The organism is Thermomonospora umbrina, assembly GCF_003386555.1.
Taxonomy (GTDB): domain Bacteria; phylum Actinomycetota; class Actinomycetes; order Streptosporangiales; family Streptosporangiaceae; genus Thermomonospora; species Thermomonospora umbrina.
This window is the reverse complement of the sequence record NZ_QTTT01000001.1, coordinates 5637447-5657859: the sequence shown is the minus strand read 5'-3', so window position 1 is coordinate 5657859 and position 20413 is coordinate 5637447. Positions and strand designations below refer to the sequence as shown.

Below are 20413 nucleotides of genomic sequence, written 5' to 3'. Positions count from 1 at the left end.
GCGCCCTATAGGCTGGCGAGCGCCCGAAAACCGACGACGAGAAGCACGGGAGCCAGACGATGGCGCTTGAACGACCCGAGATCGACTTCCCCGAGGGCACTCCGCCCGACTACCTCGACATCACCGACATCACCGTCGGGGACGGTCCGGAGGCCACCAAGGGGTCCAGCGTCTCGGTGCACTACCTCGGCGTGGCCTTCTCCACGGGCGAGGAGTTCGACGCCTCCTGGAACCGCGGCGAGGCCTTCGAGTTCCCGCTGGGCGCCGGAAGCGTCATCAAGGGCTGGGACATGGGCGTGGCCGGGATGAAGGTCGGCGGCCGACGCAAGCTCGTCATCCCGCCGCACCTCGGGTACGGAAACCGCGGCGCGGGCGCGGCGATCAAGCCCGGCGAGACGCTGATCTTCGTCGTGGACCTGCTGGCGGTCAACTAGACCACCGTCCAACGGCCGGCCGGACGGCCGAGAGGAGCGCTGGACCGGACATGATCCAGGCACGCGGGCTCACCAAGCGCTTCGGCGCCAAGGTGGCCGTCGACCATGTGGAATTCGCCGTGCGGCCGGGCACGGTGACCGGGTTCCTCGGCCCCAACGGGGCCGGGAAGTCCACGACGATGCGTCTCATCCTCGGGCTGGACCGGCCCACCGAGGGGGACGTGACCGTCAACGGCAGGCACTACCGCGACCTGCCCGCCCCGCTCCGCGAGGTCGGGGCGCTGCTGGAGGCCAAGGCCGTGCACGGCGGCCGCACCGCCTACAACCACCTGTGGTGCCTGGCGCAGAGCAACGGCATCCCGCGCCGCCGGGTCGACGAGGTGCTCGGCCTGGTGGGGCTGGAGTCGGTGGCCAAGAAGGCCACCCGGGGCTTCTCGCTGGGCATGAGCCAGCGGCTCGGCATCGCCGGGGCGCTGCTGGGCGACCCGCCCGTGCTGATGTTCGACGAGCCCGTCAACGGGCTGGACCCGGAGGGCATCCTCTGGGTCCGGCGGCTGATGCAGCAGTTGGCGCGCGAGGGACGCACGGTGTTCGTCTCCAGCCACCTGATGAGCGAGATGGCGGTGACCGCCGACCACCTGGTGGTCATCGGCAAGGGGAAGATCCTCGCCGACACGGGGGTCAGGGACTTCATCGACTCCAACGCCACCAGTCACGTGCGGGTCCGCTCGCCGCACCTGGACCGGGTGGAGCCGCTGCTGGCCTCGCAGGGCTGGCGGGTCGAGCGCGCCGACGACGGCTCGCTGCGGGTCCACGAGGTCACCGCCGAGCAGGTCGGCGACCTGGTGGGCGGCGCCGGGCTGTGGCTGCACGAGCTGACGGGCGTGCAGCCGTCGCTGGAGGACGCGTTCATGCAGCTCACCGGGGACTCCGTCGAGTACCACGCGCACATGGCCGGGGAGCCCGCCGTCGCGGCGCCCCCGCAGGCGGGAGGCGACCGATGACCGCGACGAGCAGCGAGGCCCCGGCCGCGGGCCCCCCGCGCAAGGCGACGTTCGGGAACGTGCTGGGCTCGGAGTGGACGAAGATCCGCACCGTCAAGTCCACGTTCTGGACGCTGTTGGCGGGTGTCGTGGTCTCCATCGGCCTGTCGGGGCTGATCTCGTTGGGCTTCACGTCCTCCTACGACCAGCTCAGCGCCGAGGACAAGGCGCAGTTCGACACGGCGGCGTTCAGCCTCGTGGGGCTGAACTTCGGGATGGTCGCGTTCGGGGTCCTGGGGGTGCTGGTGATCACCGGCGAGTACGCCACCGGGATGATCCGCACGTCGCTGACCGCGATGCCCCGGCGGACCGAGTACCTGGCCGCCAAGGCGCTGGCGCTGACCGGCCTGGTGCTGGTGGTCGGGCTGGTGGTGTCGTTCGCGTCGTTCTTCCTGGCGCAGTTGGTGTACGCCACGAAGGACCTCGACGGGTCGCTCGGCGATCCGGGCGTGCTGCGGGCGGTGATCGGCGGCGCGGTCTACCTGACGCTGATCGCGTTGATCTCGCTGGGTGTGGGGATGCTGCTGCGGCACACGGCGGGCGCGGTGACGACGGTGCTGGGCGTGCTGTTCGTGCTGCCCATCATCGGGTCGTTCCTGCCCGGGTCGTGGGGCGACAACCTCGCCAAGGTGCTGCCGTCCAACGCGGGCGGGATGATGATGTCGGCCCGCGAGATGGACGACGCGCTGTCGCCGTGGGCCGGCGGCCTGGTGTTCGCGCTCTACACGGTGGTCGTGCTGGCCGCCGCGTTCTTCTCGTTCAACAAGCGCGACGCCTGAGGGGTCCGCCGGTCAGGAGGAGGTCGTGGCGGTCTCCTCCCGACCGGCGGTCGCCTCGATGTCGATCGCGTCGTCGCGGACGCCGACGATCACGTGCCGCCCGGGTTCGAGCCGCCCCGCGAGCAGCATGCCGGACAGCCGGTTGTCGACCTCGCGCTGAATGGTGCGGCGCAGCGGACGGGCCCCGAACTCCGGCTGGTAGCCCTGGCGGGCGAGCCAGTCGACGGACTCGGGGGTGAACTCCACGGTGAGGTCCTGGGCGTGCAGCCGCCGGCGGGTCTCCTCCAGCAGCAGGTCGGTGATCTGGTGGAGCTGCTCGGCGTCCAGCCGCCGGAACACGATGATCTCGTCGATCCGGTTGAGGAACTCGGGGCGGAACGCCTCCTTGAGCCGGCCCATCACCCGGTCCCGCAGGGACGCGTCGGCCGCGCCCCCGTCCGTGGCGAACCCGGCGGCCAGCCGTCCGGTGATCACGTCGGAGCCCAGGTTGCTGGTCATGATGACCACGGTGTTGCGGAAGTCCACCGTCCGGCCCTGGGAGTCGGTCAGCCGGCCGTCGTCCAGCAACTGCAGCAGCACGTTGAACACGTCGGGGTGCGCCTTCTCGATCTCGTCGAGCAGGAGCACCGAGTACGGGCGGCGGCGCACCGACTCGGTGAGCTGGCCCGCCTCCTCGTAGCCCACGTAGCCGGGGGGCGCGCCCACCAGGCGGCTGACGGTGTGCCGCTCCTGGAACTCGCTCATGTCGATGCGGACCATGCGGTCCTCGCCGCCGTACAGCGCCTCCGCCAGCGCCCGGGCCAGCTCGGTCTTCCCCACCCCGGTGGGCCCGAGGAAAAGGAAGCTGCCGATGGGCCGGTCGGGGTCGCCCATCCCGGCGCGGGACCTGCGGACGGCCTCGGCGACCGCCTCGACCGCCTCGTCCTGGCCGACGACCCGCTGCTGCAGGTGCCCTTCCAGGCTCAGCAGACGTTCGCGCTCCTCCTGGGTGAGCTGCGCGACGGGGATGCCGGTGATCCGGGAAACCACCTCGGCGATGTCCTCCACCGTCACCTGCGGAACCGCCGAACTCCCCCCGGCGGGGATCTCGTCCTTGCGTCGCCGCAGCTCGGCCAGCTCGTCGCGCAGCGCGGTGGCCCGCTCGTAGTTCTCCTCGGCGACGGCCTGGTCCTTCTCCCGGCACACCTGGTCGAGCCGCCGGTCCAACTCGCGGACCTCGCGGCCGGGGGTCCGGTTGCGCAACCGCACCCGGGCGCCCGCCTGGTCGATCAGGTCGATGGCCTTGTCGGGCAGGAACCGGTCGGTGAGGTAGCGGGTGGACAGTTCCACCGCCGCGACCAGCGCCTCGTCGCTGAACCGGACCTGGTGGTGGGCCTCGTAGCGGTCCCGTAGGCCGCGCAGGATCTCGATGCTGTCGTCGACGGCGGGCTCGGGCACCAGGATGGGCTGGAACCGGCGTTCGAGGGCGGCGTCCTTCTCGATGTTCTTGCGGTACTCGTCGATGGTGGTGGCGCCGACGATGTGCAGCTCACCGCGGGCCAGCGCGGGCTTGAGCATGTTGCCCGCGCTCATCGCGCCGCCCTCCCCGCCGCCGGCGGAGACGATGGTGTGGATCTCGTCGATGAACACGACCAGCCGGTCGGAGTGCTCGCTGATCTCGTCGATCAGCTTGTGCAGGCGCTCCTCGAAGTCGCCCCGGTAGCGGGTCCCGGCCACCACCCCGGCCAGGTCGAGCTGCACCAGCCGCTTGTCGAGCAGGATGTCGGGAACCTCGCCGTCGGCGATGTGCTGGGCGATGCCCTCCACGATGGCGGTCTTGCCCACGCCCGGGTCGCCGATCAGCACCGGGTTGTTCTTCGTGCGCCGCGACAGCACCTCGATGGTCTGCTCGATCTCCCGGTCCCGGCCGATCACCGGGTCCAGGCGTCCCTCGCGGGCCTGCTCGGTGAGGTCGCGGCCGAACTCGTCCAGGGTCGGCGTGTCGGTCGGCGGCCCGCCCGCGCCGGGGCCGGACGCGGGGCGGGGCCCGGCGGCGGCGGTCTGCAGCGCCTCCGGCGTGACGTGCGCGTCGTGCAGCATCCGGCCGGCCTCGGAGTCGGGGTTGACGGCCAGGGCGTACAGCACGTGCTCGGGCCCGATGTAGGACGAGCCGAGCGCGCGGGAGATCTGGTACGCGTCCAGCAGCGCCCGCTTGGCCGAGGGCGTCATCATCGGCGGCGCGTCCCGCGCGGGGCCGTGCGCGGCCCCCTCGATCCGTCCGGCGAGCGCCTCGGGGTCGGCGCCCGCCCTGCTCAGCAGGTGGCGGGTGGTGTCCTGACGGGTCGCGGCCCACAGCAGATGGTCGGTGTCCAGGTCGGGGCTGCCCCACTCGGCCGCCCGCGTCGCCGCCTCCCGGACCAGCTCGCGGCCGGGCTCGCTCATGAACCGGGCGAGGTTGACGCGCTCCACCGGGCGGCGGGCGCCGCCGGAGCCGAAGAAGCGGGCGAGCAACTCCTCGAAGGGATCCATGCCGCCGGGCCCGTACCAACCCTCCGTCATCATGGGACCTCCTCACCAGGGCGTGTCCGTTCTGCGGGCCCCTACCCGCGCGGCCCCCGCGAAACCTCGGGCCCGTCAGCCGCCGTAAGGGAAGGATGTCGCCGCCGGACCGAGCAGGTCGGCGGCGTGCTCGTCGTACAGCTCCAGGTTGCGCGCGGCCAGATGGTCGAACGGTTGGGGCACCGACGAGCCGGGGGTGAGGGACGACAGGGCCGTCGCCGGGTCGAGGCGCGCGGCGACCCACGACTCCTGGGTGGCGGCGCGCGCGACCACCTCGGCGATGGGTGTCACGATCAGGGAGTTGCCGAAGTAGAGGGTGCCCGCCGGGTCGGCGCCCACGGCGTTGGCGGCGACCACGTACACGTGGTTGTCGTAGGCCCGGGCGCGGGTGGTCAGCTCCCAGATGTCGGCCGAGCGCAGCAGCGCGGACGGGCGGCAGATCACCTCCGCGCCGCGCACCGCCTGGATGCGCCACAGCTCGGGGAAGTCGCCGTCGAAGCAGACGGCCATGCCGATCCGGCCGAGCCCGGTGTCGACGACGCACACCTCCGACCCCGCCGTCACCCATCCCCCGCGTCGGGCGTCCTCGTCGCCGAACGGGTGGGTCTTGCGGTAGACGCCCAGCACGTCGCCCGATGGGCCGACCAGCACCGCCGCGTTGTGGACGACGCCGGGCGCGGGACCCCGCTCGTAGGTGCCGAGGCACACGTGGACGCCGAGGTCGCGCGCCGCCTCCTGGACGGGCTCGGTGACCGGCCCGGGGATGGACGACATGAGCGACCACAGCTCGCCGGCGGGCACGCCGGGCGTGAAACCGGTCGTACAGGACTCGGGCAGCACCACCAGCTCCGCGCCGGTCGCGGCGACGCACCGCCGGATCCAGGCGGCGGCCATGTCGAGGTTGGCGTCGACCGACGCGGCGGTCAGCGGCCCGGCGACGGGCGCGAACTGCACCGCCGCCGCGGTGAACGGTCTCATCTCGGGCACCGTCCTCTCTGACGGGGTCAGCCACCGCCTCGACGGCGTCCCAGGGCGTACCCGATGACGACGCCGGTCAACGCGACCACGGCCCCGGCTCCGAACGCCGTCGTCAACTGCCCCACCTGCACGCCTTGCGCGGGGGGCTCGGCGGCCCGGCCCCGGTAGGTCGTCGGCGCGGCGGACTGCGCGGGAACGGGCTCGGGCGCGGGCTCCGGGGTCGTGAGGGCGCGTTCGACGGCGGCGAAGAACTCCCCCGCGGTGCGGCGGGCGACACCGCCGAGCATCCGCTGGCCGACGCCACCGATCATGCCGCCCACGACCGCGTCGGCGTCGTAGTCGACCCGCGTCCCGGCGGTGTCCTCCGACAGCCGGACCCGCACGGTCGCCTCGACGGTGCCGGGCGCGCCCTGCCCCCGGGCGCGGAGCACGAACGAGTGCGGCGGCTCGGGCTCGGCCAACGCGACCTCGCCGACATAGGTGCCCTTGATGGAGGCGACCCCGGCGGTGACCGTCATCGTGTACGTGTCGACGCCCACGGCCTCCAGGCTCTGGCAGCCGGGGATGCTCCTGGCCAGCACGGACGGATCCTGGAGGGCGTCCCAGACGAGGGGCGGCGGCGCGGCGACGGTGGCGCTCCCGGTGACCTTCATGTCCCGACACTAGAAAATCGACCCCGAACCGCGAACGGCAAGTAGTGCCCGAGCGAGTCGCGTGCCTTTGTCATGCTTGGTGTGCGAACCTGCCGGTGCCCCCGCGCGTCACCCTTGACGTGCGCGGGTCACCCGGCCGCACCTGAGCCGGGCCCCCCGAGGAGGTTCAACGTATGCGTGGGAAGCTGCCCGTGGTCGCCTGCCTGCTGGCGGGTGCGGTGGGGATCGGCGCGGGCGCCGCCCCTGAGCTCCGCAACGGGGCCGCGGGCGACGACGTCCCCGCGCTGCGGACGGAGCTGGCCGGGCTGCTGGCCGACCAGCAGTGGCCCCGCCCCAAGCCCCGCACCTGGACGGTCCAGCAGGCCGCCGACATCCCCCGGGGGGCGGTGCCGACCATCCGGCGGATCAACACCACGGACCGGGTGGTGTTCCTGACGATCGACGACGGCTACGAGTACGACCCCGCGTTCGTCGACATCGTCCGGCGGCAGAAGATCCCGATCATGACGTTCCTGACCTCCACGTACGTGAAGGGCCAGGGCCAGTACTTCTGGGCCATGCGCAACGCCGGCTCCCGGATGGAGAACCACTCCGTCGGCCACCCGGCGATGAACACCCTGCCGATCGAGGGTCAGCGCAAGGAGATCTGCGACGCGTCCGCCACCATCGCCGCGCAGTACGGGCGGCGTCCGGTGTTCTTCCGCCCGCCGTTCGGCGCCATGAACCAGCTCACCCAGCAGGCCGCCAAGGACTGCGGGATCAAGCTGATCATGCTCTGGAACACCGAGTTCTACAACGGGACCACCGGGCCCGGGGTCGGCTTCAACGGCTTCGCCCGCGGCGACGGGGCCGGCAAGGGCTTCCGGCCGGGCGACATCGTGCTGATGCACTACCGCAAGGGCCTCGCCCAACAGATGCTGCTGATGCTCACCTGGCTCAAGCAGCAGGGGTTCCGCCCGGCGGCCATCGAGAACTACCTGCCGCGGTCGCTCGGCGGCAACGCGCCCGACGCCGACACCACGTTCCGGTGACCGGCGGCGGCCCTGAACGCGCACGTATCCGGAGGAATCGCGGAAGCCGGGAACGATCGTGGTCACCGTGCGTACAGTTCAGGTGACCGGCGGGGTCGAGGTTCCCCGCTCCCTGCGTTGTGACCCCGCCGGTCCCACATCCTCCGGTCGTCATCGGCCGGTCGCGGGACGGGCGGCGGACCCGTCCCGGATCCGCAGCCCGGGCTCGTCCGCCGCGCGCCGCCGCAGCCGGAACAGCCCGTCCGGGGACAGCGGCATCGCGTCCACCCGGATCCCCTCGGCGTCCTCGACCGCGGCGGCGATCACCGCGGACACCGGGATGACCCCGGCCTCCCCCGCCCCCTTGACACCCAGCGGGTTCAGCGGCGACGGCGTCTCCCGGTGGCCGGTCGTCACGTGCGGGACCTCGGTGGCGTACGGCATGAGGAAGTCCATGAACGAGGCGTTGAGGAGCTGGCCCGACGCGTCGTAGACCATCCGCTCGTACAGCGCCCCGGCGACGCCCTGCGCCACTCCCCCGTGGATCTGCCCCTCCACGATGCGCGGGTTGATCAGCCGTCCGCAGTCGTGGACGACGGCGTACCGCAGGATCCGGATCTCGGCGGTCGCCGGGTCGGTCTCCACCACGGCGGCGTGCATCCCGGACGCGAACGTCGACCGCACCGGCGAGTAGTAGTCGCGGCCCTCCAGGCCGGGCTCCTCCCCCGGCGCGATCGGCGGCTCGTCCGGTCGCCCGCCCACGGCGAACTGGGTGGCCCGGCGGGTCTCGTCGTCGAAGGCGTACCGCAGGGGGTTGGACAGCACGGCGACGGTGCGCAGCGGGATCGCGGCGGTCCGGTCGCCCCGCACGTGCACCTCGCCGTCGGTGATCTCCAGGTCGCGGGGGTCGGCCTCCAGCGCCTCCCCGGCGATGCGCAGCGCCTTGGCGCGCAGCCTGCGGCAGGCCAGCGCGATGGCGTTGCCGCTCATGACGGCGGCCCGCGACGCGAACGTGCCGACCGCGTAGCCGAATCGGCGGGTGTCGCCGGTGGTCACCGTGACGTCCTCGATCGGCACGCCCAGCTCGGCGGCGGCGATCTGCGCGAACACCGTCTGGTGGCCCTGGCCCTGCGAGGTCAGCCCGGTGGAGACGTGCACCCGGCCGGCGGAGTCGACCTCGACGTGGCCGCCCTCGTAGGGGCCGACGCCGGTGCCCTCGACGTAGCAGCCGAGCCCGATGCCGATCCGGCGGCCCTCCGCGGCGGCCCGCGCCCGCTCGTCCTCGAACGCGTCCCAGCCGATCAGCTCCCTGATCTGAACGAGCAGCGCCGGATAGTCGCCGGAGTCGTAGATCAGCGGCCGCCCGTCCTGGAACGTCAGGCCCTGGTCGTAGGGGAACTCGTCGGGCCCGATGAAGTTGGCCGCCCGGACGTCGGCGCGGTCGCGGCCGAGCGCGCGGGCGATGCGGTCCATCGTCCGCTCCATGCAGAACACGCCCTGCGGCCGGCCCGCCCCCCGGTACGGGGTGACGATGACCGTGTTGGTGTAGAGGCTGGAGAACTCCACCCGGTACGCGCCCGGCTTGTAGGGCCCGAGGAGCTGCGTGGACGTGATGATCGGCACGATGATCCCGTACGGGGTGTAGGCGCCGTGGTCGTGCAGGATCCGCACGTCCAGGCCCAGGATCCGGCCCTCGTCGTCGAACCCGACCCGGACCCGGTGGACCTGGGCGCGTTCGTGGGCGGCGGCGACGAAGTGCTCACGGCGGTCCTCGGCCCACTTGACCTCGCGGTTCAGCAGCCGGGCCGCCCACGGCACGAGTACCTCCTCCGGCCACGGGTGCATGATCTTCACGCCGAACCCGCCGCCGACGTCCGGGGCGATCACCTCGACCTTGCCGGGCGGCAGCCCCAGCCGGGCGGCGACGGCCATGCGGACGCTGGTGGACGTCTGGGTGGAGGAGTACACCCGCAGCGACCCGTCGTCGGCGTCCCAACGCGCGTACACACCGCGCCCCTCCAGCGGCATGGACGCGCTGCGCTCGATGTCGAGCCGGAACTCCAGCCGGTGCGGGGCCGCGTCGATCGCGCCCGGCGCGTCGCCCACGCGCTGAACGAGGTGCGCCCCCACGTTGCCGGGGACGTCCTCGTGCACGAGACGTTCGGCGGCGTGGGCGTTCTCGATGCCGACGACCGGGGGCAGCACCTCGTACTCGACGCGGATCCGTTCGGCCGCGTCCTCGGCCAGGTAGCGGTCGCGCGCCACCACCATCACGATGGGCTCCCCGACGTGGCGGACGACGTCGCGGGCGAGCGGAAGGCCCGTCCGGCCGTGGGTCAGCGCGGGGTGCGGGATCAGCAGCGGCAGCGGCTCCCCCACCCGGTCGGGCAGATCCTCCCAGGTGTAGATCGCGACGAGCCCGTCGACGTCGAGGGCGTCGTCCGCGTCGATGGCGGTGATGCGGGCGTGCGCGTGGGGCGATCGGACGAACGCGGCGGCGAGCGCGTCGCGGCCCAGGTCGTCGAGGAAGCGGCCCCGACCGGTCAGCAGCCTGGGGTCCTCGCGTCGGGCGATCGGCTCGCCGAACATCGACGTGGTCATCGGTCGCCGGCCTTCAGCTCGGCGGCCCGGTGCACGGACTTGATGATGTTCTGGTAGCCGGTGCAGCGGCACAGGTTGCCGGAGATCCCTTCCAGGACCTCCTCGTGGGTGGGCCGGGGGTTGTCGCGGAGCAGGGCGGTGACCGTGCAGAGGAAGCCGGGGGTGCAGAAGCCGCACTGCAGGCCGTGGCACTCCTGGAACGCCCGCTGCACCGGCGACAGGCCGCCGTCCGGCTCCGCCAGGCCCTCGACGGTGGTGATCTCGCGCCCGGCGACCGTGACGGCCAGCGTCAGACAGGACCGTACGGGCTCGCCGTCCAGCAGCACCGTGCAGCAGCCGCAGACGCCGTGCTCACAGCCCACATGGGTGCCGGTCAGGCCGAGGTCGTGGCGCAGGAAGTCCGACAGGAGCCGCCGCGCTGGGGCGGTCGCCGAACGGTGGACGCCGTTGACCGTCATCGCGATGTCGTGGGTCCGCTCGATGGTCATCGCTCTCCCGGCAGTGCGTTGCGGGCCGCCTCCGCCAGCGCGCGCTCGGTGAGCACGCCCACGAGATGGCGGCGGTAGTCGGCCCCGGCGTGGATGTCGTCGTCGGGCTCCACCCGTTCGGCCGCGTGGGCGCCCGCCGGCGACCAGTCGCAGGAACCCGGGGGCCGGCCCGTCTGTCCCCGCACGGCGGGCTCGGTCAGGTCCAGCACCAGCGGGGTGTCGGCGACGCTCAGGTAGCCGGCGCGGGCCTCGCGGACCCGCAGGTCGTCGTCGAGGGCGACCAGGGCGGCCACCCCGACGAGCGCGTAGTCGCCGTGGCGGCGCGCCACCTCGGCGAACGCCGTCCCCGTCTGCGGCGGCAGCGCGGGGAAGAACGCCGCGACCGCCAACTCCCCGGGCACGAGGGCGGGCTCCAGCGGCCCGACGAAGAAGTCGGCGGCCCCGACGACCCGCCGCCCGACCGTGGAGGCGACCTCGACGGTGCCGCCCAGGAGCGCCAGCACCGCGGGCAGTTCGGCGGCGGGGTCGGCGTGCGCGAGGCTGCCGACGACCGTGCCCCGGTTGCGGATCACCGGATGGGCGACATGCCGCAGCGCCTGGCGCAGCAGCGGCTGCACGGACACCGCCTCGGCCGAGCGCTCCACCCGCGAGTGCCGGGCGAGCGCGCCGACCCGGACGCCGTCGGCGGTCACCTCCAGCGTGTCGAGCCCGGCGACGCGGTTGATGTCCACGAGCCGTTCGGGCGCGGCCAACCTCATGTTCAGCAGGGGGATCAGGCTCTGGCCCCCGGCGAGGACCTTCCCGCCCTCCGCGAGGACGTCCAGCGCCTCGGCGACCGTCTCCGGGGCCTCGTAGTCGAACGGCGGCGGCTTCACGGCCCGTCCTTCGAACCCTCGGCGGTGGGATCGTGCTCGAAGCCGACCTCGCCGTAGGAGACCTCGGGGCCGCCGACACGGGTCGAGATCGCCCGCAGCAGGTGGTGGCCGGCCAGGACCACGACGGTGCCGAACGCGATGCCCTCCAGATCGAAGTCGTCACCGATGGAGTGGACGACCGGGCCGATGGCCAGGATGATCCCGGCCCCGATCGGCACCATGTTCACCGGGTCGGCGAAGTTCACCCGGGCCTCGACCCAGATCTTCGCGCCGAGCAGCCCGATCATGCCGTACAGGATCACGGTGACGCCGCCGAGGACCCCGCCGGGCGTGGCCGCGACCAGCGCGCCGAACTTGGGGCACAGCCCGAACAGGATCGCGATGAGCGCCGCCACGTAGTACGCGGCCGTCGAGTACACCCTGGTGGCGGCCATGACCCCGATGTTCTCGGCGTAGGTCGTGGTGGGCGAGCCGCCGACCGAGCTCGCGACCACGGTCCCGACGCCGTCGGCGAACACCGCCCGGCCGATCAGCGGGTCCAGGTCGGTGCGGGTCATCTCGCCGACCGCCTTCACGTGGCCGGTGTTCTCGGCGATCAGCGCGATCACGGCGGGCAGCACCAGCAGCACCGCCGACATCTTGAAGTCGGGGGCGTGCATGTCGGGCAGCCCGAACCAGTCGGCCCCGCCCACCCCGGCGAAGCTCACCCGGTCGTGCGGGAACGCGGTCGCCACGCAGTACGGGCCCTCGGCCGCGCACGGTCGGCCGTTCGCGTCGAGGAGGTTGGCGCCCGGCAGCACCGAGGTGACCCGGCCGAACAGGTCCAGCACCCACGACAGCGCGAACCCGAACACCAGCCCCAGCAGGATGGAGATCCGGCCGACGAAGCCCCGGAACAGCACCATCACCACGAACACGAACGTCATGGTGACGAGCGCGACCCAGTGGTCCTGCGGCCAGTACGTGTCGGCCACCACGAACGCCAGCCCGAACCCGATCAGCATCACCACGCCGCCGGTGACCGGCGGCGGGAACACCTTGTGGATGACCGCCGGGCCGAGGACGTGGATCGCGAGCCCCGCCAGCGCCAGCACCACCCCCGCGATCAGGATCGCGCCGGTCACCCAGGCGTCGGTCCGCGCCGTGTCCGCCCCCGCGCGGATGGCGAAGACCGCCCCGACGAACGACGCGCTGGTGCCCAGGTAGCTGGGGACCCGGCCCTGCACGATGAGCAGGAACAGGATGGTCGCGACCCCGGACATCATCACGGCGAGGTTCGGATCCAGCCCCATCACCAGCGGGAACACGAACGTGGCGCCGAACATGGCGATGACGTGCTGCGCCCCGAGCCCGGCCGTGCGCGGCCAGGTCAGGCGTTCCCCCGGCCCGACCACCTCGCCCGGCGCGGGACTGCGCCCGTCGCCGTGGACCCTCCAGCCGAATCCCATCCGTGCTCCCTCGCTCGTGCCTCATGCGGGGAAAATAGAGGTGACCGGGAAGGGCATCATCGGCGACATCTGCCAAACGCCCCCGGTGCCGTTGTGAGAACGATGTGCCCCAGATCACATCCGCGTTAACGGCCCGCCCTAGATGCCCCGCATCCGCAGGACGTGCAGCGCCAGCGTCAGGTTGAGCCGCAGATGGGCGTCCTCGGTGAACGGGCCGAGCATGCGCTCCAGCTTGCCGATGCGGTAGCGCAGGGTGTTGTAGTGGAAATGGAGCCGGCGGGCGGTCTCCGCGACGTTCAGATTGGTCTCCAGCAGCACCTGGAGGGTCCGGCGCAGGTCGACGGCCTCGGGCTCGTCGTCGGCGGCCAGCCCGCCCAGCGTCTCGCGGACGAAGACGTGCAGCTCGGCGGGGTCGGAGACGAGGCTCAGCAGCCGGTACACGCCGAGCTGGTCGAAGTGGGCCCGCGCGCCCGCCCCGTGCATCTGCCGCCCGACCCGCACCGCCTTCACGGCCTGCTCGTACGCCTCGCGCAGCCCGGACGGCGACGTGGCGGTGCGGCTGATGCCGGTGGAGAAGCTGCGGCGGCCCCCGTGATGCTCGGCGAACACCGCGCCGGCCTCCCTGACCAGCGCGGAAAGGTCCACCGGGCGGGCCCCGCCCTCGGGCGGGTCGCCAGCGGGACCCGCAGCGCCCGCGGCGCCCACTATGGCGACCACCTCGTGCGCGAAGCCGGCGACCGCCGCGTGCCGGTCGTGCCGCCGGACGACGGTGGTCCACGCGGCGGCGAGCCGTTCCTGCACCATCCGCTCGTCGGCGCCGCGTCCCCGGTCGGTCGGGTCGGCCGTGGGCGCGCCGGCCCGACCGGTGCGCGGTCGGCCGTCGGGCCCGCCGCCGTCGCCCGTCGCCCGGCCGTCCAGCTCGGCGACCAGCACGGCCACCGGGCGGTCGAGGTCCCAGCCGAACCCGGTGCAGTGCGCGACGACGCTCTCGTCGTCGCCGGCCCGCCCGGCCAGCACGTCGCGCAGGAAGTCGGCGCGGTACTTGCTCTCCACGGCGGCGACCGCCTGCTGCTTGGTGATGAGCAGCGCCGCCACGGTCGCCGCCCGTTCCAGGATGCCGACGTCGGTCTCGCGCAGCCCGTTGCCGGGGCTGTAGGCGATGATCCGGCCGTGGTCGAAACCGCCCGCCAGCACCGGCACCACCAGGTGATCCCCGGCCAGGACGGGCCGGTCGAGACGGGCCGAGCCGTCGGGGCCCTCCCAGGCGAGCATGGTCCGCAGATGCTCGTCGGGGCCGGATCCGGCCAGCATCCGGCGTTCCCCGTCCATGGCCGCCACCGCCACGTCGAGGAGGCCGGACACCTCGTCCACCACCTCTTGGAGCCCGCCGCCGCCGAGCACGATCTGGACCAGCGCCCGGTGCACCTCCTCGGTGCGCGCCAGCACGGCGGCCTGCCGGTTGAGGATGTCGGTGAGCACCTGGTTGAGGATGTCGTCGAAGCCCACGTCGTTCGGCAGCAGGATCAGCGGGAAGCCCAGCCGGTCGGCCTGCTCGATCATCGTCGGCGGCAGGCCGTCCAGGTAGCGCCCCAGCTTGACGCCCAGCGCCGCCAGCCCGCGCCCGTCGAGGTCGGCGACCAGGTCGTCCAGCGCCTGCGGGGTGTTGCGCAGCGGATAGCCGGTGGTCAGCAGCAGTTCGTGCGGCTTGACCCAGGCCAGGATGTCGGGCACCTCCATGACGTTGAGGCGCTGCACGATCCGGCCCAGGCCGGAGCGGCCCCCGATGAGCCGGGCCCCGGTGAGGGTGGACACGCCGAGCACCTCCCCCACCGACAGCCCGTAGGTCAGCGTTCCGGTGCTCGCCAAGCGCAGGGCCGGCGGGCCCGGGTCGGTGGTCGTGTAAGCCCTGGCGGTGAGCTTGTCGGGGAGCATGTCAGGGATCTCCTGCCCGTACGCGCGGCCCACCCGGTCGGGGCGGGTCCGCAACCCGTTCCGGCTCAACCCTGACAAGAAATACGAAGCCTGACAACCAGCCTTGGCACGTTTCTCCATACGTCCGGACTAGGCCGCGGTCTACGTTTCCGAGAAAACGACGTATGGAGGGCTTGTGACTGCCGTCATGCGCGAGCCGGTCGCCCTGCCCATCCGGCAGCGGCCCCGGCCGCCGCTGTCGGGCGCGGCGCGATCCGCCGTCTCCGTCCGAGGTTCCGTCCCCGATTCCGCCCCGGCCCTGGGACCGGTCATCCCCGGTGCGGCCGGCGTGGGTCTGCGCGACCTGATCGACCCGCCGCGGAGCCCGGCTCGGGTGATCGCGGCCTTTCCGTCCGCGCTGTACCTGGAGATGCGCGCGGCCGCCGGCCCCCGGGTGCTGGCCGTGGTGACCAGCGACGCGGTACGACTGCCGAACGCCGTGGTCATCGCCGCCGGGAGCCGAGAACGGCCGCTGCGCGCCATCCGCGAGGGCGACGAGGCGTGGGTGGGCGAGGGGCATGTCGAGGTCGGCGCGCTGCGGATCCGGGTGCGCCGCTGGTGGGACCCCTCCCCCGCGCTGGGCGACCTGACCCTGGCCCGGCTCGCCGACGGCGTGGCCGAGTTGGAGGCCGCGTGCGCCGGGTCCCGGTTCGGGCTGCCCGGGCATCCCGACCCGCAACTGTTGGCCGCCCGATGCGCCGCCGGCGACCTGGCGGGCTCGGTGGAGGCCGCCGAGCGCATCGTGGGCCTCGGCCCCGGCCTGACCCCCACCGGCGACGACGTGCTGGCCGGGCTGCTGGTCGCGCTGCGCACGGTGGGCGCGGCGGTGGCCGACGGGCGGACCGCGCTGTGGTTGGCCGACTGGCTGGGCGCGGCGGTGACCGCCGACGCCGAGACCCGCACCACCACCCTGGCCGCGACGCTGCTGCACTGCGCCGACGCGGGCCAGGCCGGCGCCGAGGCGGCCGCCGTGCTGCGCGGCGTCGCCGGCCACGACCCGGTGGGCCCGGCCGCCCGCCGTCTGCTGGCCGCCGGCCACACCTCCGGCGCCGACATCGCCTTCGGCCTCCTGGCGGGCTGCCGCGCCGTCCTGTCCCTGTCGCACGCGGCCCTGGCGGAACGGGGCGCGCCCCTATGAGCGAACGGGCGCCGGCCGAGGGCGAGGGGGGCTAGGGCCGACATGAGCTCCTGGGTCGAGGTGCGGGCGGGTGCCTACCGTGACTCGGTCACCCTGATGCGGGTGAGCCGCGGTCTGGCGGCGCAGCCGGGAGTCACGGCGGCGATGGCGGCGATGGGCACCGGGCTCAACCTCGACCTGATGGGGCGGCAGGGCTTCGAGGTCCCCCCGGACGCGGGGCCCAACGATCTCGTGGTGGCGATCCAGGGGGTCGACGAGGCCGCCGTCGACGCGGCCCGCCGCGTCGTGGAGGGCCTGCTCGCCGAAGCCGTGCCGCAGGACGCCGGAGCGATCGGGGCGGCCGAGCCCGCCCGCACCGTCGGCGTCGCCGCCCGACGGGTGAACGCGGGGCTCGCCCTGGTGTCGGTGCCGGGCCGGTACGCGTTCGTCGAGGCCATGGACGCGTTGGCGGCGGGGCTCAACGTCATGGTGTTCAGCGACAACGTGCCGCTCGCCCAGGAGGTCGCGCTCAAGGAGGAGGCGGCGCGGCGGGGCCTGATCGTCATGGGGCCCGACTGCGGCACGGCGGTGATCGGCGGCACGGGCCTCGGGTTCGCCAACGCGGTGCGGCCCGGTCCGGTGGGTGTCGTGGCCGCCTCCGGCACGGGCGCGCAGCAGATGATGTCGCTGCTCGACACCGCCGGGGTGGGTGTCCGGCACGTGCTGGGCGTCGGCGGCCGTGACCTGTCGGCCGAGGTGAGCGGCCGGTCCACGCTGGCGGCGCTGGCCGCGTTGGACGCCGACCCGGCCACCGAGCTGATCGCCGTGGTCACCAAGCCGCCGTCGCCCCGCGTCGCCGACCTGGTCCACGCGGCGGCCCGCCGGCTCGACACCCCGGTGGAGTTCGCGATGCTCGGCGAGGACTCCGGCGATCTGACCGCGTCCACGGAGAAGGTGCTCACCGCGCTGGGCCGCGCCGTGCCCCGCTGGCCGTCGTGGCCCTCCGGCCGACCGGCGTCCGGGGCGCGGGGCGCGCTGCGGGGCCTGTTCGCGGGCGGCACGCTGTGCACGGAGGCGACGCTGGTCGCCCGCCGGGTCCTGGGGCCCGACCTGCGGGCCGGCGGGCACGTGCTGACCGACCTGGGCGGCGACGAGTACACCCGGGGCCGGCCGCATCCGATGATCGATCCGACGCTGCGGTTGGAGCGGCTGGCCGCCGAGGCCGCCGATCCGTCGTGCGGGGTGATCCTGGTGGACGTGGTGCTGGGATACGGAGCCGAGCCCGACCCGGCCGCGCTGCTCGCCCCGGCCGTCGAGGCGGCCGTCCGGGACGGTACGGGGCCGCACGTCGTGGTGTCGCTGTGCGGCACACCGGACGACCCGCAGGACCGGGACCGGCAGGCGGAATCGCTGCGCACCGCCGGCGCCGACGTGTTCGCCTCCAACGCGGCTGCGGCCCGACATGCGGCGGGGCTGGCGCAGAACGGGGGCGAACGTTGACCTCAAGACGACAGCACGCCCCGCACAACGAACACACGACAACGCCCACCCCCGGCGCCGACGCGTTCACCTCCAACGCGGCGGCCACCCCGACACGCGGCCGAACAGGCGCAGAACGGGGGCGAACGTTGACCTCAAGACGACAGCACGCCCCGCACAACGAACACACGACAACGCCCACCCCCGGCGCCGACGCGTTCGCCCCCAACGCGGCGGCCACCCCGACACGCGGCCGAACAGGCGCAGAACGGGGGCGGACATTGACCTCAAGACGACAGCACGCCCCGCACAACGAACACACGACAACGCCCACCCCGGGCGCCGACGTGTTCGTCTCGAACGCGGCGGCGGCTCGGCAGGCGGCGCGACTGGCGCAGGGCGGGGGTGGGCGTTGACGCGGGGACGATTGAACGGGCTGCTGGGCGGAGAGCCGACGGTGGTGACCGCCGGGACGTCCGTGCTGGCCGATGCGCTGGAGCAGCAGGCCGTCACGGTGGAGCGGGTGGACTGGCGTCCGCCCCCCGCCGGGGCGATGGAGGCGCTGGACGCGGTGGTCGGCGATCCTCGGCACGCCACGGCGAACGCGACGGCGGTCGGGCGGATGCTGGCGGCCCGCCCGAGTCTGGTGGACGTGGGCCCCGCGGGCGAGCTGCTCGGGCTGCGGCCGGGCGTGTTCCTGCACGCGGGGCCTCCGCTGGAGTGGGCGCGCGCCTCGGGTCCGATGCGGGGCGCGCTGGTCGGCGCGATGCTTCTGGAGGGCCTGGCGGCCACACCGGAGGAGGCGGAGCGGGCCCTGGCCTCGGGCGCGGTGACGCTGGAGCCGTGCCACCACCACGCCGCCGTGGGGCCGATGGCGGGCGTGGTCGGCCCGTCGATGTGGCTGTTCGCGGTCGACGACGGCGCGGGCCGCCGGGCGTACTGCTCGCTCAACGAGGGCCTGGGCCGCGTGCTGCGGTACGGGGCGTACGGGCCCGAGGTGATCGAACGGCTGCGCTGGATGGGCGCGGTGCTCGGGCCGGTGCTGCGCGACACGGTGCGCCGCCGGGGCCCGGTGGACCTGATGGCGATCATCGCCCAGGCCCTGCAGATGGGCGACGAGCTGCACAACCGCAACCGGGCGGCGACCTCGCTGCTGGTGCGGGAGCTGGCCGCCGACATCGTGGCCGGGGACGCCCCGCAGGCCGACCTGGCGGAGGTGCTGCGGTTCGTCAACGGCAACGACCACTTCTTCCTCAACCTGGCGATGGCGGCGGCCAAGGTGGGCGCGGACGCGGCGCGCGGGGTGCCGGGCTCCAGCCTGGTGGTGGCGATGGCGCGCAACGGCACCGACTTCGGCGTCCAGGTGTCGGGCACCGGCGACCGGTGGTTCACCGGGCCCGCCGGGCTGCCGGACGGGCTGTACCTGGGCTCGTACGGCCCGGGCGACGCCAATCCCGACATCGGCGACTCGACCATCATGGAGACGGCGGGCCTCGGCGGGTTCGCGATGGCGGCGGCCCCGGCGATCGTGCGGTTCGTGGGCGGCGAGGTCCCCGACGCGCTGGCGGCCACCCGGCGGATGTACGAGATCACCCTGACCGAGCACCCGGTCTACCAGGTGCCGATCCTGTCGTTCCGGGGCACGCCGGTGGGGGTGGACGTGACCCGGGTGGTGCGCACCGGGATCCTCCCCGTGATCAACACCGGGATGGCGGGGCGGGTGGCGGGCACCGGCCAGGTCGGGGCCGGACTGGTGGAGCCCCCGGCGGAAGCCTTCGCCAAGGCATTGGACGCCCTCGCCCGCCAGGCCCGCTGACCACGGCCGACCCGCACCCGACGTCGGACGCGGCCTCACCGGCCGCCCTCATGCCCCGTCCAGAGGCCGGCGAACGCTCACAACGTCGCCCTCCTGCGCGGACCTCGCCGACGGCGGCCCGCCACGTCGCACGTGGTCGGCGACGCTCACAACGTCGCCGCCGAACTGCGGTCCAGCGCGCCACTACTCGCGCCGTCGCGGCGAACTCGACTGACAGCGCCACAACGTCGCCCTCCCGCGCGGACCCCACCGGCGGCGGCCCGCCAGGCTGCACGTGGCCGGCGAACGCTCACAACGTCGGCCTCCGGCGTGGACCTCGCCGGCGGCCGCCGGCCACGTCGCACGTGGTCGGCGACGCTCACGACGTCGCCGGCGATCTGCGGTTCGGCGCGCCACTACTCGCGCCGTCGTGGCGAACTCGGCTGACAGCGTCACAACGTCGCCGGCGATCTGTGGTTCAGCGCGCCGCGTGTTGGCGAGGCAAGACGGTGAGCAGGGCGTCCCTCGCGTCCCGAACATCGGGCACGCCCTTGTGCCGCTCGGTGATGCGAAGGACTTCAGTGACGTCGGCATTGACCTGGGCCGATCTGACCAGCGGAACGACCTGCGCGAGTGCGAGGGAATCACGCCTGGCCGTCGACTTCAACAACGGCTGCCCGCGCATCGAGGTCTGGGATCCCGTCAATACCCTCCCGCCGGCACCGAAATTCCCGGTGGTCGACCTGACCGATGGGAATTGCGACGCCAACCACGGAAGGGGAGGGGGCTCGTCGCCTGCCTCGCGAGGGAGACCGGCTGCACACCCCTGCCGCACGGCAAGGTCGTGTGGGCCGTCATCGGATAGACCGGACCCTCCCGGATGCGGTGGACGCCGACTGTGGGTGGTCGGCGCCCACCGCCCGGCCTCCCCCGGATCGAGCGCGAGGATCCGCCGCTCTCCGGGGAGGCCCACGACCCGACCGTTCGGCGTCCTCGGTCGGCGCGAGACGCCACCGAGCCGAACGGGCGTCTCGCCCTGGACGTCATGGCGTCTCCGGACGCCCACCGGTACCCGTTCACCCTGTGGTCCTCCGCCATCGCCATCGCGGGGGCGTCGCGCCCCGTCCGCGCCGCACGGCGTCCGAGCCGCGGCGGCCCGTCGACCTGCGCGAACACGGCTGGACCGGCGGATTCCGGGGTAGGA

15 protein-coding genes are annotated in these 20413 nt (G+C 73.6%); 7 read left to right on the top strand and 8 right to left on the bottom strand.

Annotated elements, in window-relative coordinates; translation table 11 throughout:
- Positions 1 to 59: 59 nt before the first annotated feature.
- Genes DFJ69_RS25335 through DFJ69_RS25325 form a run of 3 tightly spaced genes read left to right on the top strand, consistent with a single transcriptional unit; the run spans position 60 to position 2256 of the window.
- On the top strand, positions 60 to 434 hold the full coding sequence (locus DFJ69_RS25335; protein WP_116024907.1) for an FKBP-type peptidyl-prolyl cis-trans isomerase: 375 nt from the start codon (positions 60 to 62) through the stop codon (positions 432 to 434).
- A gap of 50 nt (positions 435 to 484) precedes the next feature.
- Complete coding sequence (locus tag DFJ69_RS25330; protein WP_116024906.1) at positions 485 to 1438, top strand: ATP-binding cassette domain-containing protein; 954 nt, start codon at positions 485 to 487, stop codon at positions 1436 to 1438.
- Positions 1435 to 2256 carry an ABC transporter permease subunit gene (locus DFJ69_RS25325; RefSeq protein ID WP_116024905.1) on the top strand — a complete coding sequence of 274 codons (822 nt, stop codon included), beginning with the start codon at positions 1435 to 1437 and terminating at the stop codon, positions 2254 to 2256. Before DFJ69_RS25330 ends, DFJ69_RS25325 begins: the two co-directional genes overlap by 4 nt.
- Before the next feature lie 12 nt (positions 2257 to 2268).
- On the opposite strand, the gene DFJ69_RS25320 is transcribed toward DFJ69_RS25325, so the two are convergent.
- From DFJ69_RS25320 to DFJ69_RS25310, 3 genes are all read right to left on the bottom strand, one after another.
- Positions 2269 to 4794 carry an ATP-dependent Clp protease ATP-binding subunit gene (locus DFJ69_RS25320; RefSeq protein ID WP_116026903.1) on the bottom strand — a complete coding sequence of 842 codons (2526 nt, stop codon included), beginning with the start codon at positions 4792 to 4794 and terminating at the stop codon, positions 2269 to 2271.
- 75 nt (positions 4795 to 4869) lie between these two features.
- Positions 4870 to 5772 (bottom strand): carbon-nitrogen hydrolase family protein, encoded by a 903-nt coding sequence (locus DFJ69_RS25315; protein ID WP_116024904.1) that lies wholly within the window; start codon positions 5770 to 5772, stop codon positions 4870 to 4872.
- Between the two features lie 26 nt (positions 5773 to 5798).
- Positions 5799 to 6425 carry an SRPBCC family protein gene (locus DFJ69_RS25310; RefSeq protein WP_116024903.1) on the bottom strand — a complete coding sequence of 209 codons (627 nt, stop codon included), beginning with the start codon at positions 6423 to 6425 and terminating at the stop codon, positions 5799 to 5801.
- Positions 6426 to 6598: 173 nt separating this feature from the next.
- Between DFJ69_RS25310 and DFJ69_RS25305 the strand changes: the two genes are divergently transcribed.
- On the top strand, positions 6599 to 7456 hold the full coding sequence (locus DFJ69_RS25305; RefSeq protein WP_116024902.1) for a polysaccharide deacetylase family protein: 858 nt from the start codon (positions 6599 to 6601) through the stop codon (positions 7454 to 7456).
- A 150-nt stretch (positions 7457 to 7606) separates the two neighbouring features.
- Here the strand turns inward: DFJ69_RS25305 and cutA are convergent, their stop codons facing one another.
- From cutA to DFJ69_RS25280, 5 genes are all read right to left on the bottom strand, one after another.
- Positions 7607 to 10036, bottom strand: a complete 2430-nt coding sequence (gene cutA / locus DFJ69_RS25300) for an aerobic carbon-monoxide dehydrogenase large subunit (RefSeq protein ID WP_116024901.1) — start codon at positions 10034 to 10036, stop codon at positions 7607 to 7609.
- Positions 10033 to 10524: a (2Fe-2S)-binding protein gene (locus DFJ69_RS25295; protein ID WP_170177773.1), complete on the bottom strand. Its 492-nt coding sequence runs from the start codon at positions 10522 to 10524 to the stop codon at positions 10033 to 10035. The genes cutA and DFJ69_RS25295 overlap by 4 nt, the downstream gene beginning before the upstream one ends.
- Positions 10521 to 11399 (bottom strand): FAD binding domain-containing protein, encoded by an 879-nt coding sequence (locus tag DFJ69_RS25290; protein WP_116024900.1) that lies wholly within the window; start codon positions 11397 to 11399, stop codon positions 10521 to 10523. Before DFJ69_RS25290 ends, DFJ69_RS25295 begins: the two co-directional genes overlap by 4 nt.
- Positions 11396 to 12847, bottom strand: a complete 1452-nt coding sequence (locus tag DFJ69_RS25285; protein WP_116024899.1) for a uracil-xanthine permease family protein — start codon at positions 12845 to 12847, stop codon at positions 11396 to 11398. Before DFJ69_RS25285 ends, DFJ69_RS25290 begins: the two co-directional genes overlap by 4 nt.
- Positions 12848 to 12985: 138 nt before the next feature.
- A complete protein-coding gene (locus DFJ69_RS25280; protein ID WP_116026901.1) occupies positions 12986 to 14779 on the bottom strand; it encodes a PucR family transcriptional regulator in 1794 nt (597 codons plus the stop codon).
- Positions 14780 to 14954: 175 nt separating this feature from the next.
- Between DFJ69_RS25280 and DFJ69_RS25275 the strand changes: the two genes are divergently transcribed.
- The 3 genes from DFJ69_RS25275 to DFJ69_RS25265 all read left to right on the top strand — a co-directional run bounded on the left by DFJ69_RS25275 (position 14955) and on the right by DFJ69_RS25265 (position 19230).
- Positions 14955 to 15956, top strand: a complete 1002-nt coding sequence (locus tag DFJ69_RS25275; protein ID WP_116024898.1) for an oxamate carbamoyltransferase subunit AllH family protein — start codon at positions 14955 to 14957, stop codon at positions 15954 to 15956.
- A 42-nt stretch (positions 15957 to 15998) separates the two neighbouring features.
- Positions 15999 to 17435 (top strand): AllF/FdrA family protein, encoded by a 1437-nt coding sequence (locus DFJ69_RS25270; RefSeq protein WP_116024897.1) that lies wholly within the window; start codon positions 15999 to 16001, stop codon positions 17433 to 17435.
- A gap of 391 nt (positions 17436 to 17826) precedes the next feature.
- A complete protein-coding gene (locus tag DFJ69_RS25265) occupies positions 17827 to 19230 on the top strand; it encodes a YlbE family protein (protein ID WP_245974569.1) in 1404 nt (467 codons plus the stop codon).
- Positions 19231 to 20413 lie beyond the last annotated feature (1183 nt).

What these genes read in the sequence shown, in the direction of transcription:
- DFJ69_RS25335 (WP_116024907.1), top strand. Translation starts at nt 60, where the DNA reads ATGGCGCTTGAACGACCCGAGATCGACTTCCCCGAGGGCACTCCGCCC.
- DFJ69_RS25330 (WP_116024906.1), top strand. Translation starts at nt 485, where the DNA reads ATGATCCAGGCACGCGGGCTCACCAAGCGCTTCGGCGCCAAGGTGGCC.
- DFJ69_RS25325 (WP_116024905.1), top strand. Translation starts at nt 1,435, where the DNA reads ATGACCGCGACGAGCAGCGAGGCCCCGGCCGCGGGCCCCCCGCGCAAG.
- DFJ69_RS25320 (WP_116026903.1), bottom strand. Translation starts at nt 4,794, where the DNA reads ATGACGGAGGGTTGGTACGGGCCCGGCGGCATGGATCCCTTCGAGGAG.
- DFJ69_RS25315 (WP_116024904.1), bottom strand. Translation starts at nt 5,772, where the DNA reads ATGAGACCGTTCACCGCGGCGGCGGTGCAGTTCGCGCCCGTCGCCGGG.
- DFJ69_RS25310 (WP_116024903.1), bottom strand. Translation starts at nt 6,425, where the DNA reads ATGAAGGTCACCGGGAGCGCCACCGTCGCCGCGCCGCCGCCCCTCGTC.
- DFJ69_RS25305 (WP_116024902.1), top strand. Translation starts at nt 6,599, where the DNA reads ATGCGTGGGAAGCTGCCCGTGGTCGCCTGCCTGCTGGCGGGTGCGGTG.
- cutA (WP_116024901.1), bottom strand. Translation starts at nt 10,036, where the DNA reads ATGACCACGTCGATGTTCGGCGAGCCGATCGCCCGACGCGAGGACCCC.
- DFJ69_RS25295 (WP_170177773.1), bottom strand. Translation starts at nt 10,524, where the DNA reads ATGACCATCGAGCGGACCCACGACATCGCGATGACGGTCAACGGCGTC.
- DFJ69_RS25285 (WP_116024899.1), bottom strand. Translation starts at nt 12,847, where the DNA reads ATGGGATTCGGCTGGAGGGTCCACGGCGACGGGCGCAGTCCCGCGCCG.
- DFJ69_RS25280 (WP_116026901.1), bottom strand. Translation starts at nt 14,779, where the DNA reads ATGCTCCCCGACAAGCTCACCGCCAGGGCTTACACGACCACCGACCCG.
- DFJ69_RS25270 (WP_116024897.1), top strand. Translation starts at nt 15,999, where the DNA reads ATGAGCTCCTGGGTCGAGGTGCGGGCGGGTGCCTACCGTGACTCGGTC.